Source organism: Agrobacterium sp. SORGH_AS_0440, from assembly GCF_031453135.1.
Lineage (GTDB): Bacteria > Pseudomonadota > Alphaproteobacteria > Rhizobiales > Rhizobiaceae > Agrobacterium > Agrobacterium pusense.
Genome location: NZ_JAVIYR010000002.1, coordinates 2,615,023 through 2,629,521 on the forward strand (window position 1 = coordinate 2,615,023; position 14,499 = coordinate 2,629,521).

The window sequence follows — 14,499 nt, forward strand, 5'->3', positions numbered from 1 at the left end:
CGCTCAGCCGAAACGGGACAGCGCACCCGTCATGACCTCCGGATCGACATTGCCGCCGGAAGCGACTGCGATCACCGTTTCACTCTCCAGTTCATCGCCATGGAAGAGGGCCGCCGCCAGGGCCACCGCTCCACCGGGCTCAACGACGATCTTCAGGCGGTTGAAGGCGAGAACCATTGCCCGCAGCGCTTCCTCTTCGGTCACGGCGATGCCTTTCCCGCAAAGCCCAACCATGATCGGGAAGGTAATGTTACCGGGCTGCGGCGTAACGATCGCATCGCAGATCGAACCCGAGGTCGTGGCGTTCCGCTCGATCTTGCCCGAGGCAAGAGAGCGTGCCACATCATCGAACCGCTCCGGTTCGGAAGTCCTGACCTTATAGTTCGGTGCTTTCGCTGCAAGCGCAAGGGATATGCCGGATGTAAGGCCGCCGCCGCCGCACGGCACCAGGATCTCGGCTGAATCGATACCCAGTTCCGCGCCCTGTTCAGCAATCTCGAGCCCCACCGTCCCCTGCCCGGCAATGACCAGCGGTTCGTCATAGGGCCTGATCAGCGTCAACCCGCGCTCGCGCGAAATGCGGTCCCCAATGGCATCGCGATCCTCATTCGCGCGGTCATAAAGCACCACCTCCGCGCCATAAGCACGGGTATTGTCAATTTTGATCTTCGGTGCATCCATCGGCATGATGATGACGGCGGGAACACCGTGGAGGCTCGCGGCAAGCGCCACGCCCTGCGCATGGTTACCGGAGGAAAAGGCGATGACGCCTTTGGCGCGGACCTCCGCAGGCAGGCCTGAGACGGCCGACCAGCCGCCACGAAACTTGAAGGAACCCGTTCTTTGCAGGCATTCAGCTTTTACGAAGAGCTTTCGCCCGGCAATCTCGTTCAGAAAAGGTGATGAGAGAAGCGGCGTGCGAACCGCTTGAGTGCCGATGCGCTCCCGCGCGGCTTCTATCATCGAAATATCAGTCATGTCCTGCCCCTATAATGCGGATGTGCAGGCACCTTATGAGGTCACACGCATTTACGAAACCGCCCGAAAAGAAAAATCCCCGGACGTGGCCGGGGATTCTGGTCGTGTGATCAATGATTGTGCCGGGGCATCTTCTCGGCAATGCGGCGGAAATCCGCAGCGCCTTCCAGAACCGCGCCGTCCGAAAGCTGCGTTACCGACTGACGATAAATGCGCTGCCAGGGCGTCGCATCCGCGGGAACAGCGGGAATGCCGTCTGCCTTGCGGGCTGCAAGCTCCTCATCCGGCACCAGCGCGTTACACTCGCCCTTGTTGAAGTCGATGCGGATCACATCGCCCGTGCGAAGCCAGGCCAGGCCACCGCCGGCCGCACTTTCGGGCGAGGCGTTGAGAATGGACGGGCTGTCCGCCGTTCCCGATTGCCGGCCGTCACCGATCGTCGGCAGGCTGGTGATTCCTTTTTTCAAAAGCGCATCCGGCGGCTGCATGTTGACCACCTCGGCCGAACCCGGCCAGCCAAGCGGCCCCGCACCACGAATGACGAGAATGGTACGCTCATCAATATTGAGGGACGGATCATTGATGCGAGCGTGATAGTCTTCCGAACCGTCAAAAACCACGCATCTGCCCTCGAAAATTCCCTCGTGGCCCGGCTCGTTGAGATAGCGCTGCCGGAACTCCGCCGAGATCACGCTCGTCTTCATGATGGCGAAATCGAACAGATTGCCCTTGAGAACCAGGAAACCTGCCCGTTCCTTCAGCGGATTTTCATAAGGAAGGATCACATCTCGGTCGGTCGATTCCCGACCTTCCAGATTTTCAGCCACTGTTCTACCGGTCACGGTCCGACAGCTTCCATCGAGCTTGCCCGCCTGCAGAAGCTCCCACATGATGGCGGGCGTGCCGCCGGCGCGGTGATATTTCTCACCGAGCCATTTGCCGGCCGGCTGTATGTTGGCCAACAGCGGAATATCGTAACCGTGGACCTGCCAGTCCTCTTCACGGAGTTCAACGCCCGCATGTTTCGCCATCGCCGCGAGATGCGGTTGGGCATTGGTGGAGCCACCAATTGCCGAGTTGACGCGGATCGCGTTCAGGAAGGCTTCGCGCGTCATGATGTCCGAGGGCTTGATATTCTCAACAACCAGTTCGACGGCGCGGCGACCGGTGCGATAGGCCATCTGGCCGCGCTCACGGTAAGCGGCGGGGATTGCGCCGCAGCCGGTAAGCGACATGCCAAGCGCTTCCGCGATGGCGTTCATGGTCGACGCCGTGCCCATGGTGTTGCAATGCCCGACCGATGGCGCGGATTCCAGCGCCGCCTGCAGAAACTCCTCCCGGGTGATTTCGCCAGCGCCATATTTGCGGCGCATGCGCCAGATCACAGTGCCGGAACCGACCAGATCGCCCTCATGATAACCGTCGAGCATCGGCCCGCCGGAGAGCACGATGGCCGGAATATCGACCGTGCTCGCCGCCATCAATGCCGAGGGCGTGGTCTTATCGCAACCCGTCGTTAACACGACACCGTCGAGCGGATAACCGTAAAGCACTTCCACGAGGCTGAGATAGGCAAGATTGCGGTCGAGCGCTGCCGTCGGGCGCTTGCAGTTTTCGAACATCGGATGGGTCGGGAATTCGATAGGAATACCGCCCGCGTCACGGATGCCGTCGCGCACACGCTTCACCAACTCCACATGGACGCGGTTGCAGGGCGTAAGATCGCTGCCGCTCTGGGCGATGCCGATCACCGGCTTGCCGGAACGCAGTTCTTCCGGCGTTACGCCATAATTCATGAAGCGCTCCAGATAGAGCGCCGTCATGTCGAGATGATCAGGGTTGTCGAACCAGTCCTGCGATCGCAGCCGGCGCATGGGTGTCTTCTCGTCGCTCATAAGCCTGCCTCAGCCCTGTTCGCGGTTGTTGAGTTTTTCGAGGTAAAGCAGGATGCCGCTGTGATCGATATCGGCACCGCCGTCACCAACGAAGTCGTCGAATTCCCGCGTCACCTGCTGCGTAAGCGGCAGGGTAAGCGACAGGTCCTTCGCGGTTGCCAACACGCCATTCAGATCCTTGAGCTGGAATTTGGATGGACCACCCGGCACGAAATTGCGCTTCACCATGCGTTCGCCATGCAATTCCAGTATCCGGCTTTCGGCAAAGCCGCCACGTATGGCATTGCGGAAACCTTCGCGAGAGGCTCCTCCCGCTTCCACCAGCATCATCGCTTCGGCAACCGCGCCGATCGTAATGGCGACGATCTGCTGGTTGGCGAGCTTGCAGAGCTGGCCGGCACCCGAGGGACCCACATAGGTGAGCCGGCCCATCGGTGCAAAGACATCAGCAAGATCCGCGATCAGCGCCTCGTCTCCACCGGCCATGATGGCGAGCGTACCGGCCGTCGCGCCCGGCACACCGCCCGAAACCGGTGCATCGACGTGATGGATGCCAAGCGCCTGAAGCCGGGAGGAGTGTTCACGCGCGATCGGCGGCGCGATCGAGCTGCTGTCGATGACGACAGCCCCCTTTTTCAGCGCTTCGGCCACACCGGCCTCGAACAGCACCTCGCCCACGGCCTTGCCGTCACTCAGCATGGTGATGACAATATCGGCGCCCTTGGCTGCATCTGCCGGCGATGCCGCGACGACCGCGCCATCGGCAACAAGAGCCTCGGCCTTATCGACACTGCGGTTCCAGACCGTGACCGAAAAGCCCGCACCCAGCAGGCGCCGGGCCATCGGCCCTCCCATCAGGCCGGTGCCGATAAAGGCGACCGAGCGCTTCTTCTCCTCCCCGCCGCCACTCATTTCAGTGAACCTCCCAGTTCGTCCTCAATATGAACCTGAATAATCTCTTCGAAGGAGCTTTCGGCCGTAAAGCCGAGTTCGCGGGCACGCTTGGCTTCGAAACCGGGCGCCCAGCCTTCGCACATGCGCATGATCATCTCGTTCGGCTCGCGACGGATGAGGGCGACGGCCTTTTCCCCCGCCACCTTGCGCAGTGCCTCAATCTGTTCGCCGACGGTGGCGCTGAGGCCCGGCATCGACAGGTTGCGGCGCGGGCCGACCTTTTCGACGTCGATCGTGGCGCCATGAATAAGGAAACCGACGGCGGAACGTGGCGAGGCGTGCCAGTGGCGAATGCTTTCCGGCACCGGCAGAACCGCCTCCTGGCCAACGAGCGGCTCGCGCAGGATATTGGAGAAGAAGCCGGAGGCAGCCGCATTCGGCTTGCCGGGACGAATGCAGATGGTGGGAAGGCGAATGCCGATGCCGTCAAAGAAACCGCGGCGGCTGTAGTCGGACAGGAGCAATTCGCAGATAGCCTTCTGCGTACCGTAGCTGGTCAGCGGCGTGGTGTGGAATTCGTCCGGGATCGGATAGGGAAGCGGCGCACCGAAGACGGCGATCGAGGAGGTGAAGACCACGCGCGGCTTGTAGCCATCCTTGCCGTTGGCAAGGCGGATGGCATCGAAGAGATAACGCGTGCCGTCGAGATTGATGCGGTAGCCCTTGTCGAAATCGAGTTCGGCTTCGCCGGAGACGATAGCGGCAAGGTGGAAGATGACATCCGGACGGGTTTCGACCAGCTTTTCGGCTTCGCCAGTTGCGGAAAGATCGGCCGCGCGCGCATCGACGGCACCGGAAAAACCGGCAGGCGCTTCGGGCTGGAACACGTCGATAAGCGTGAATTTCTCCACCGCCTTGCCACCCAGTGACCCGTCCTTGACGAGACGCTGCGTCAGCTTGCGGCCCACCATGCCAGCGGCGCCAATAATTGCGATATGCATGTCTTCCTCCTCTTTGTCCCGGTCGTTCTCCCGAGACCGAAAAAACATCATCAGCCAACCGACCGATAAATTAGCTTGTAAGGTTGTCTGATAACCTTATATGATCGAGTTGAAAATAGTATTTTTTCACAAACCGGCAAAAGCAAGGGCGAAGAAGCTTTGCCCGGACATTTCAGGGCGGATTGAGCGGAGAGGGTGGAATGACGATCGTCAGCGAACACGATATCGGGGAATTGCGATTCTCGCTGAAGAACAGGTTGGGCGAGGCTTTGGTGCTCACGTCGCCGGAGGACATGCTGCGTTATTGCCGGGACTGGCATGGCGACGTCACCAGTTCGGCTGTAGCCGTGATCCGTCCCCGGTCGACGGAGGAAGTATCTGATACGGTGCGCGCCTGCGCCGAACTCGGACTCGCCATCATCCCTCAGGGCGGCAATACCGGTCTTGTACTCGGCGGCATTCCTGACGCGCCTAAACGCCAGGTCGTTCTGAGCCTCGAGCGCATGAACGCCATCCGCACCATAGACAGCGATGATTTTTCCGCCGTCGTGGAAGCGGGCTGCATTCTCTCGGAATTCAAGGACGCGGTGCAGGACAAGGGTATGTTCTTCCCGCTATCACTTGGGGCCCAGGGTAGCTGCCGTATAGGCGGTAATGTCTCCACAAATGCCGGCGGCATCAATGTGCTGCGGTACGGGATGACGCGCGAACTGGTCCTGGGTCTCGAAGTGGTGCTACCGGATGGCACTATCTGGAATGGGCTGTCGACGCTGCGCAAGGATAATCGCGGCATCGACCTGAAGCAGCTTTTCATCGGTGCGGAAGGAACGCTCGGCATTATCACCGCCGTTGCCGTCAAGCTTTACCCCAATCCGGAACACGTCGAAACGGCGCTGCTCGGCCTCAATTCGCTTGACGATGCCATCAAGCTTTACCGTCGCGCCCGTCGCGAATGCTGCGACCTGATGTCTGCCTTCGAATTTATGCCGCCGGTCGCCTTCACGCTGGCGATCGAGGCAATCCCCGACCTTAAAATGCCGATCGCCGGTGACTACCCGGCCTATGTGCTGATGGAAATTTCAGGCTCCGGCCTGGTCGACACCGCAGACCTGATGGGCCGCTTCCTCGAAGGCGTCATGGAAGACGGGCTGGTGCTGGATGGCGTCATCGCATCGTCCCGGGCGCAGGCGCAATCGCTTTGGTTATTCCGCGAAGGCATGAACGAAGGCCAGGCGCTGCGCGGCAGCCATATGCGCACCGATATTTCCGTACCGCTGTCAAAACTCGCGGCTTTCGTGGCCGAAGCTGAAGCGGAACTGGCGGAAAAACTGCCGGAGTGCCTCGCTGTTTCCTACGGCCATGTGGGAGACGGAAACGTTCACCTCAACGTACTGCCGCCGAACGGCTCGACGCCGGAAGAGCGCGAAGCATTCATCTACAAGTCCAAAACGCTCGTCAATGACGTCCTCGACCGTTACGTCGGCAGCATCAGCGCCGAGCACGGCATCGGCCGGTTGAAACGCTCGGATTTCGAAAGCCGGCTATCTGACGTGCAGCGGCGGATGATCACTGGCCTGAAAAACACCTTCGACCCTGATTTGCGGATGAATCCCGGTTGCCAGATAACCCTGCAACCGGATAGCTAATCAAGGTACGGCAGAGGCGGCTGAAAACGCCGCCTTAAAAAACCCCGCTGACGGCGAAGGAGGAAGTCGTCTGCAGCGGGAAAAACGAACCAATCGTTTCTGTGGAACGGGAGCAACCATGACGCTGGAGTTCAATCAGATACATCGCAACGATCATCTCCCCGGCCGCATCGCCGCAGAGATCGCACGCGAGATCAACGATTCGAAACTCGGGCCGGGCGACAGGCTGCCGACTGAACATGTGCTGGCAAAAACCTTCGGGGTGAGCCGCTCTGTCATCCGCGAGGCGATAGCACAATTGCGCAATGAAGGTTTCGTTGAAACCCGGCAGGGCGTGGGCGCATTCGTCACCGATCCCCGGCAGAGACTGTCCATCCGTATCGAGCGCTCCCGGCTGAACGATCCGGAGAACTTCCGCGATCTTTTCCAGCTTCGCATGCCGCTGGAAATAGAAGCAGCAGGGCTGGCGGCATTGCATCGTAGCCCGCAGCAGTTGGCGCGACTGGCCGCGGCACTGGAAAAGATGAAAACCGCCGACGACTGGTCGACGGAAGGCGTTGCCGCCGATCTGGACTTCCACCGTATTCTGGCTGAGGCCACACAAAACGAATATTTCCTGATGTTCCTCGGCTTCATTGCGGAGCGCATCAGTTCCGCCATCAACATCGCTTTCTCCCGGGCGGTTTTTGGGGAAATTCTCGAGGTAACGATTGCCGAACATGTGGCAATTTACGAGGCCGTGGAAAAAGCTGATGCGCCCGCGGCCAAGAACGCGATGCGCAAGCATCTGATCGGTGCGGCAAGCCGCGTCAATCTGGAGCTGGATATATTTTGACTGGAAAAAAGGCACTGGCAGTCAAGCTATAGGACAGGTTTCCGCGCTTCATGAGCGATACATGATAAATTTGTCCGCGAGACCGCTAGACTCGCTCGAAAAGTCATACTAAGAAGAATAAGATTAGGTTGTCAGACATCCAGACAATAAGACCGCAGGAGGCGGCCTGTCGGAAGTCTGAAAGGGGAGGATATACATGGCCGGCGTAAGGTCGATCGACGCTACCGCAATTTTGCCTGAGGATTATGAAAACGCTTTGCTCGTCGGCCGCGTCTGGTCGAAAAGCGAAGGCGGCCCCTGCCCCGTCCTCCTCAAGGATGGCGTGCTTTATGACCTCACATCTGTTTCTCCGACCATGTCAGAGCTTCTGGAGAAGACCGACCTGGTGGAGCAGCTCAAGGACACCGGTGCTTTCGTCGCCTTAGGCGCACTGGACGCATTTCTGGACGGCTCAGCCGGCGAACTTCTCGCTCCCAACGATATTCAGGCCGTCAAGGCTGCGGGTGTCACCTTCGCCGACAGCATGCTGGAACGCGTAATCGAAGAGCAGGCCAAAGGCGATCCGCTGCGTGCGCAGGAAATTCGCGGACGGCTGGCGCCTGTTCTCGGCGACAATCTCAAGGGACTTGAGGCCGGCTCCGAAAAAGCTGCCGAAGTGAAGAAACTGCTCCAGGAAATGGGCCTCTGGTCGCAATATCTGGAAGTGGGCATCGGCCCGGATGCGGAAATCTTCTCCAAGGCGCAGGCCATGGCCTCCGTCGGCTGCGGTGCCCTGATCGGCGTCCATCCCAAATCGCAGTGGAACAACCCTGAGCCGGAAGTGGTGTTGGCCATCACCTCTGACGGTCGCATTGTCGGCGCGACGCTCGGCAACGACGTCAACCTGCGCGATTTCGAAGGTCGCTCCGCCCTGCTGCTCAGCAAGGCGAAGGACAACAATGCCTCCTGCGCAATCGGCCCGTTCATCCGCCTGTTCGATGGCAACTTCAGCATTGAAGATGTGAAGAAGGCGCAGATTTCTCTTCTGGTCGAAGGAGAGGATGGTTTCACCATGACGGGCGTCAGCCCCATGGAGGCGATCAGCCGCACGCCGGAAAACCTCGCTTCGCAGCTCTTGAACCGTAACCACCAATATCCTGACGGCGCAGTCTTTTTCCTTGGCACGATGTTCGCGCCGGTAAAGGACCGCCATGGCCCAGGTCTCGGCTTCACCCATTCAAAGGGTGACCGTGTCGAAATCTCCACGCCCAAGCTCGGTAAGCTGATCAACTGGGTCACGACGACTGACGAATGCCCGGAATGGACGTTCGGCACCGCGGCACTGATGCGCAACCTGGCGAAACGAGGGCTGCTCTAGATATTTCTTCGGGAGGGGAAAATGCAAAAGACCATCAATCTCTTTTACCGGATTCTCGAAATCATTCTCGTCGCGCTGCTTGCCGGCATGTCGATCATGGTCTTCGTCAACGTCGTCATGCGTTACACGATGAATTCCGGCATCAATGTCTCGGAAGAGCTGTCACGCTATTTCTTCGTGTGGCTGACCTTCCTCGGCGCGGTACTGACCTTCCGCGAGAACAGCCATATGGGCATTGAAACGCTCGTGATGTTTCTGTCGCGCCGCGCCCGCATCGTCTGCATGATCATCTCGAACATCATCATCCTGGCCTGTTCCGCCATCTTCTTCTGGGGCACCTGGAAACAGTCTGGCATCAACGCCAGCATGCACGCGCCGGTTACCAAGCTCTCCATGATCTGGGTCTACGGCATCGGCATGTTCACCGGCGGCCTGATGTTCGTCATCGCGCTGGAACGCCTGTACCGTCTTCTGACGGGCCGCGTGACGGAAGACGAAATCGCCCAGTTTGCGGGCGAGAACCTGACGATCGAACAGCTTTCGGAGCGCTGATACCATGACACTTTTCGTTTTTGTCGGCTCTCTTCTGGGAGCCATGGCCATTGGCGTTCCCGTCGCTTTCTCGCTGATGTTCTGTGGCGTCGTGCTCATGTGGTACATGGGCATGTTCAACACCGCGATCATCGCGCAGAACATGATCTCGGGCGCAGACACCTTCACCCTGCTTGCCATTCCCTTCTTCATCCTCGCTGGCGAACTCATGAATTCCGGCGGCCTCTCCCGCCGCATCATCGACTTTGCGATCGCGCTGGTCGGCCATATCAGGGGCGGCCTCGGCATCGTGGCCATCGTCGCTGCCATCATCATGGCCAGCATCTCCGGTTCGGCCGCAGCCGATACCGCAGCCCTCGCCGCAATCCTCATCCCGATGATGGCGAAGGCCGGTTACAATATTCCGCGCTCCGGCGGCCTGATCGCAGCCGGCGGTATCATCGCCCCGGTCATTCCGCCGTCCATGGCGTTCATCGTCTTCGGTGTCGCCGCTAACGTTTCGATCACCCAGCTTTTCCTTGCCGGTATCGTACCCGGTATTCTGATGGGCATCTCACTGATCGTCGCTTGGCTGATCGTGGTGCGCAAGGATAACGTCAAGCCGCTGCCGAAAACCACGGCCAAGGAACGCGTTACAGCCACGGCTCGCGCCGGCTGGGCGCTCGGCATGCCCGTCATTATCCTCGGCGGTATCAAGGCCGGCATCATGACGCCGACGGAAGCCGCCGTCGTGGCTGCCGCCTATGCGCTTTTCGTCGGCATGGTGATCTACCGCGAACTGAAGCCGGCGGACCTGTTCCACGTGCTCCTGCGCGCCGCCAAGAGCACCTCGATCATCATGTTCCTGGTCTGCGCGGCCCTCGTCTCCGCATGGCTCATTACGGCGGCGAACATTCCAAACGAAGTTGCCGGCTACATCGAGCCGCTGATCGACCGTCCGATGCTGCTGATGGCTGTCATCATGGTGCTGGTCTTCGTCGTCGGCACCGCGCTTGACCTGACGCCGACCATTCTGATCCTGACGCCAGTTCTGATGCCCATCATCAAGCAGGCGGGCATCGACCCGGTCTATTTCGGTGTTCTCTTCATCATCAATAACGCCATCGGCCTGATTACCCCGCCGGTTGGCGTGGTGCTGAACGTCGTCAGCGGCGTCGGCCGCATCCCGCTCGGCAAGGTCACGATCGGTGTCTGGCCCTTCCTCGTCGCCGAAACCATCGTGCTGGCGCTGCTGGTGATTTTCCCGGACATCGTCCTCGTGCCTCTGCAGTACCTACGTTAAGTGAAACTTTTTCTCGACCACAATCCAAGGGAGGATATTATGAGAAAGCTTCTTCTGACCACCACGGCAATCGCCTTCGCAGTTGGCGCGGCAGCGCCGGCAATGGCCGAATTCAACAGCCGCAACATCCGCGTTTCGAACGGTATCAACCAGGATCATCCCGTCGGCAACGGCATCAAGGCCATGCAGGCCTGCCTCGACGACAAGTCCGGCGGCAAGCTGAAACTGACGGCATTCTGGGGTGGCGCTCTCGGCGGTGACCTTCAGGCGACACAGGCCCTGCGCTCCGGCGTTCAGGAAGCGGTCGTCACATCGTCCTCGCCGCTCGTCGGTCTCATCCCGTCGCTTGGCGTCTTCGACCTGCCATTCCTCTTCGCCAATGCCAAGGAAGCCGATACCGTCATGGACGGCGCCTTCGGCGACATGATGAACAAGAAGCTGGAAGAACAGGGTCTCGTAAACCTCGCTTACTGGGAAAACGGCTTCCGCAACCTGTCGAACTCCAAGCATGCCGTCAACAAGTGGGAAGATTTCTCGGGCCTCAAGGTCCGCGTGATGCAGAACAACATCTTCCTCGACACCTTCCAGAACCTCGGTGCAAACGCTACGCCGATGGCTTTCGGCGAAGTCTTCTCGGCGCTTGAGACCAACGCGATCGATGCCCAGGAGAACCCCTATGTGACGATCGACACCTCGAAGTTCTACGAAGTGCAGAAGTACATCACGGAGACGAACCACGCCTACACGCCGTTCCTCTTCCTCTTCTCCAAGCCGATCTTCGACAGCTACACGCCGGAAGAACAGGCAGCCCTGCGCGAATGCGCAGTCGTGGGTCGCGACGAAGAGCGCAAGGTCATCCGCGAACTGAACCAGAAGTCGCTGGAAAAGATCAAGGCTGCCGGCCTCGAGGTGAACTCGCTGTCTGCCGAAGAGCAGGCGCGTATCCGCGAAAAGTCGATGGTCGTTTACGAAAAGCACAAGGCTGAAATCGGCGCCGACGTCGTTGACGCCGTTCTGGCTGACCTCAAGAAGATCCGCGGCCAGTAAACCTTACAGCCTACGATGAAAAACACCCGGAGGTTCGCCTCCGGGTGTTTTTGTTTGTGAGGACAGTCAATAGAAAAAGGCTGCCGAAGCAGCCTCTCAGTTCACGCCGTGCGGTTTTGCCGGTTGGCGATGAGGTCCTCGACGACAGCAGGATCAGCGAGCGTCGACGTATCTCCCAGCGCACCAAAATCATCCTCGGCGATCTTGCGCAGGATGCGCCGCATGATCTTGCCGGAACGGGTCTTCGGCAGGCCGGGCGCGAACTGGATCTTATCGGGTGTCGCAACCGGTCCGATCTCGTTGCGCACGTGTTTTACCAGCTCTTCGCGCAGCGCATAGTCGCCGTTCTGCCCCGCCATCAGCGTGACATAACAATAGATGCCCTGCCCCTTGATCGGATGCGGATAACCCACCACGGCCGCTTCCGAAACCTGATGATGCGACACCAGCGCCGATTCCACCTCGGCCGTGCCGAGACGATGACCGGAAACGTTCAGCACGTCATCGACGCGGCCGGTGATCCAGTAATAACCATCCTCATCGCGCCGGCAGCCATCACCGGTGAAATACTTGCCCTTGTAGGTGGAGAAGTAGGTGTCGATGAAGCGCTGATGATCGCCATAGACGGAGCGCGACTGGCCCGGCCAGCTGTCGATGATGCAGAGATTGCCGTCCGCCGGCCCTTCCAGCACATTGCCTTCGGCATCGACAAGCTGCGGCTGCACACCGAAGAACGGCCTTGTCGCCGAGCCGGGTTTCAGATCGGTCGCACCCGGCAGCGGCGAGATGAGAATGCCGCCGGTTTCCGTCTGCCACCATGTATCGACGATCGGACTCTTGTCCTCACCGACAACATGGTAATACCACTCCCATGCTTCCGGGTTGATCGGCTCGCCCACGGTGCCGAGAAGACGGATGCTGGAGCGCGACGAGCGCTGGACGAACTGGTCACCCGCACCCATCAGCGATCTGAGCGCTGTCGGCGCCGTATAGAAAATATTGACCTTGTGCTTGTCGATGACTTCCCAGAAACGGCCCTGATCCGGAAAATTGGGAACACCTTCGAACATCAGCGTCGTCGCGCAATTGGCCAGCGGTCCATAGACTATATAAGAGTGTCCCGTGACCCAGCCGACATCGGCCGTACACCAGTAGACCTCGCCATCCTTGTAATCGAAGACATATTCATGCGTCATCGACGTATAGACGAGGTAGCCGCCCGTGGTGTGCAGCACGCCCTTTGGCTTGCCGGTAGAGCCCGACGTATAGAGGATGAACAGCGGATCTTCCGCGCGCATCTTCACAGGCGGGCAATCCGGTTTCACCGTGGCGATTTCCTGGTGGTACCAGATGTCGCGGCCCGGCGCCCAGCCGGTCTTGCCGCCGGTTCGGCGAACGACCAGAACCTTGTTGACAATGACATATTGCTTGGCGGCGATATCGATCGCCTTGTCGGTATTTTCTTTCAGCGGTATCGGCTTGCCGCCGCGCACACCTTCATCGCAGGTAATGACGAAGGTCGACTGGCAGTCAACGATGCGGCCCGCCAGCGCTTCCGGCGAGAAGCCGCCGAAGACGACCGAATGGATCGCCCCGATGCGCGCGCAGGCGAGCATTGCATAGGCTGCCTCCGGTATCATCGGCATATAGATGGTGACGCGGTCGCCCTTCTTGACGCCGTGCTTCTTCAGCACATTCGCCAGACGGCAGACGTAATCATAAAGCTGGTTATAGGTGATCTTCTTGTCGATATAGGGGTTATCGCCTTCCCAGATGATCGCGGTGCGCTCGCCATGCGTCTTCAGATGCCGGTCGATACAGTTATAAGAGACGTTGGTGAGTCCGTCTTCAAACCACTTGATCGGCACCCTGCCCTTGAAGGACGTATTCTTGACCTTGGTGTAAGGCTTGAACCAGTCGATCCGACGGCCATGCTTGTCCCAGAATTTTTCTGGATCCTCGACGCTCTCCTGGTACCATTTCTGGTAACGCTCATTGTCGATGAGCGTGCGGGCTTTCGCCGACTTGAGCACCGGGTAGATTTTGGCTGACATGAACTCCTCCTGGAACCGGGTATGGCTTCTGACGCGGCCCGAGACTCCCACCTCAGGCATGTGTTGAATTCATAGCAGGTCAATTGCGCACGGCAATTAGACAAAGGTCATTTGTTTCGCAAAGAATTGCAATTATGATGCAATCCGGTTATAGAGCGGCAATATCCCGGAAATCAGTGGTTGATACCACGCCCGCGACACCGGCGCGGACGGACAGAAGGACTGTATCTATGGCTCAACAATTGCTCATGCCAAAGGCAACGGCTGTATGGCTGGTTGACAACACCGCGCTGTCGTTCGATCAGATCGCCACGTTCTGCAAACTGCACCCGCTTGAAGTCAAGGCAATTGCCGACGGTGAAGCCGCGCAGGGCATCAAGGGCCTCGACCCTATCGCCACCGGACAGCTTTCCCGCGACGAGATTGCCCGCGCTGAAGCCAATCCGAACCATAAGCTGAAGCTTTCCGAGCCAAAGGTGCGCGTGCCCGAATCCAAGCGTCGCGGGCCGCGTTACACGCCGGTTTCCAAGCGTCAGGACCGTCCGAACGCCATTCTCTGGCTCGTTCGCAACCACCCGGAACTGAAGGATGCGCAGATTTCGCGTCTCGTCGGCACCACGAAGTCAACCATTGAGCAAATCCGCGACCGCACGCACTGGAACTCGGCAAACCTGACGCCGATGGACCCGGTCACACTCGGCCTCTGCAGCCAGATCGATCTTGACCTCGAAGTTGAACGCGCCTCGCGTGGCCGTCCGCTGCCGTCCGCCGAAGAGCTGGACAATACACTGCAGCCGGCGACGGCAACGGAAGGTCTGGATTACAACTTCCAGCGCGAAGAAGACGAACAGATCGACGCCGATGCAGTCTTCAAGAAGCTCTCCTCGCTGAAATCCACGCAGAAGGATGAAGACGAGGACGATCAGTACTGATCGACGTTTTCGAATGCTCGAAACCC

At 59.3% G+C, this 14,499-nt stretch carries 12 protein-coding genes; 7 read left to right on the forward strand and 5 right to left on the reverse strand.

The features are described from left to right. Nucleotides 1–3: 3 nt before the first annotated feature. From QE453_RS21980 to denD, 4 genes are all read right to left on the reverse strand, one after another. Nucleotides 4–978, reverse strand: coding sequence for a threonine/serine dehydratase (locus QE453_RS21980; RefSeq protein WP_309778011.1), 975 nt, complete (start codon nucleotides 976–978; stop codon nucleotides 4–6). A 110-nt stretch (nucleotides 979–1,088) separates the two neighbouring features. After that, nucleotides 1,089–2,873: an IlvD/Edd family dehydratase gene (locus QE453_RS21985; RefSeq protein WP_309778014.1), complete on the reverse strand. Its 1,785-nt coding sequence runs from the start codon at nucleotides 2,871–2,873 to the stop codon at nucleotides 1,089–1,091. Between the two features lie 9 nt (nucleotides 2,874–2,882). Next, the gene (locus QE453_RS21990) at nucleotides 2,883–3,785 is read right to left on the reverse strand and encodes an NAD(P)-dependent oxidoreductase (protein ID WP_004444009.1); all 903 of its coding nucleotides are present in this window, start codon (nucleotides 3,783–3,785) and stop codon (nucleotides 2,883–2,885) included. Beyond that, on the reverse strand, nucleotides 3,782–4,768 hold the full coding sequence (gene denD / locus QE453_RS21995) for a D-erythronate dehydrogenase (protein ID WP_309778015.1): 987 nt from the start codon (nucleotides 4,766–4,768) through the stop codon (nucleotides 3,782–3,784). Before denD ends, QE453_RS21990 begins: the two co-directional genes overlap by 4 nt. A 200-nt stretch (nucleotides 4,769–4,968) precedes the next feature. On the opposite strand from denD, the gene QE453_RS22000 reads away from it, so the two are divergent. The 6 genes from QE453_RS22000 to QE453_RS22025 all read left to right on the forward strand — a co-directional run bounded on the left by QE453_RS22000 (nucleotide 4,969) and on the right by QE453_RS22025 (nucleotide 11,487). Beyond that, nucleotides 4,969–6,414 (forward strand): FAD-binding oxidoreductase, encoded by a 1,446-nt coding sequence (locus QE453_RS22000; protein WP_004444014.1) that lies wholly within the window; start codon nucleotides 4,969–4,971, stop codon nucleotides 6,412–6,414. Nucleotides 6,415–6,532: 118 nt separating this feature from the next. Beyond that, entirely contained in the window at nucleotides 6,533–7,249 is a 717-nt protein-coding gene (locus tag QE453_RS22005; RefSeq protein ID WP_035207984.1) for a FadR/GntR family transcriptional regulator, read from the forward strand. A gap of 196 nt (nucleotides 7,250–7,445) precedes the next feature. Next, entirely contained in the window at nucleotides 7,446–8,606 is a 1,161-nt protein-coding gene (locus tag QE453_RS22010) for a fumarylacetoacetate hydrolase family protein (RefSeq protein WP_035207985.1), read from the forward strand. A gap of 21 nt (nucleotides 8,607–8,627) precedes the next feature. Next, a complete protein-coding gene (locus tag QE453_RS22015; protein WP_004444021.1) occupies nucleotides 8,628–9,158 on the forward strand; it encodes a TRAP transporter small permease in 531 nt (176 codons plus the stop codon). A gap of 4 nt (nucleotides 9,159–9,162) precedes the next feature. Then, on the forward strand, nucleotides 9,163–10,440 hold the full coding sequence (locus tag QE453_RS22020) for a TRAP transporter large permease (RefSeq protein ID WP_045533426.1): 1,278 nt from the start codon (nucleotides 9,163–9,165) through the stop codon (nucleotides 10,438–10,440). Nucleotides 10,441–10,479: 39 nt separating this feature from the next. Further along, nucleotides 10,480–11,487: a TRAP transporter substrate-binding protein gene (locus QE453_RS22025; RefSeq protein WP_037090135.1), complete on the forward strand. Its 1,008-nt coding sequence runs from the start codon at nucleotides 10,480–10,482 to the stop codon at nucleotides 11,485–11,487. Nucleotides 11,488–11,588: 101 nt separating this feature from the next. On the opposite strand, the gene acs is transcribed toward QE453_RS22025, so the two are convergent. Continuing rightward, complete coding sequence (gene acs / locus QE453_RS22030; RefSeq protein WP_004444026.1) at nucleotides 11,589–13,541, reverse strand: acetate--CoA ligase; 1,953 nt, start codon at nucleotides 13,539–13,541, stop codon at nucleotides 11,589–11,591. Nucleotides 13,542–13,771: 230 nt separating this feature from the next. Here acs and QE453_RS22035 point away from each other — a divergent pair, with 230 nt between their 5' ends. Next, a complete protein-coding gene (locus tag QE453_RS22035) occupies nucleotides 13,772–14,473 on the forward strand; it encodes a DUF1013 domain-containing protein (protein ID WP_045533429.1) in 702 nt (233 codons plus the stop codon). Nucleotides 14,474–14,499 lie beyond the last annotated feature (26 nt).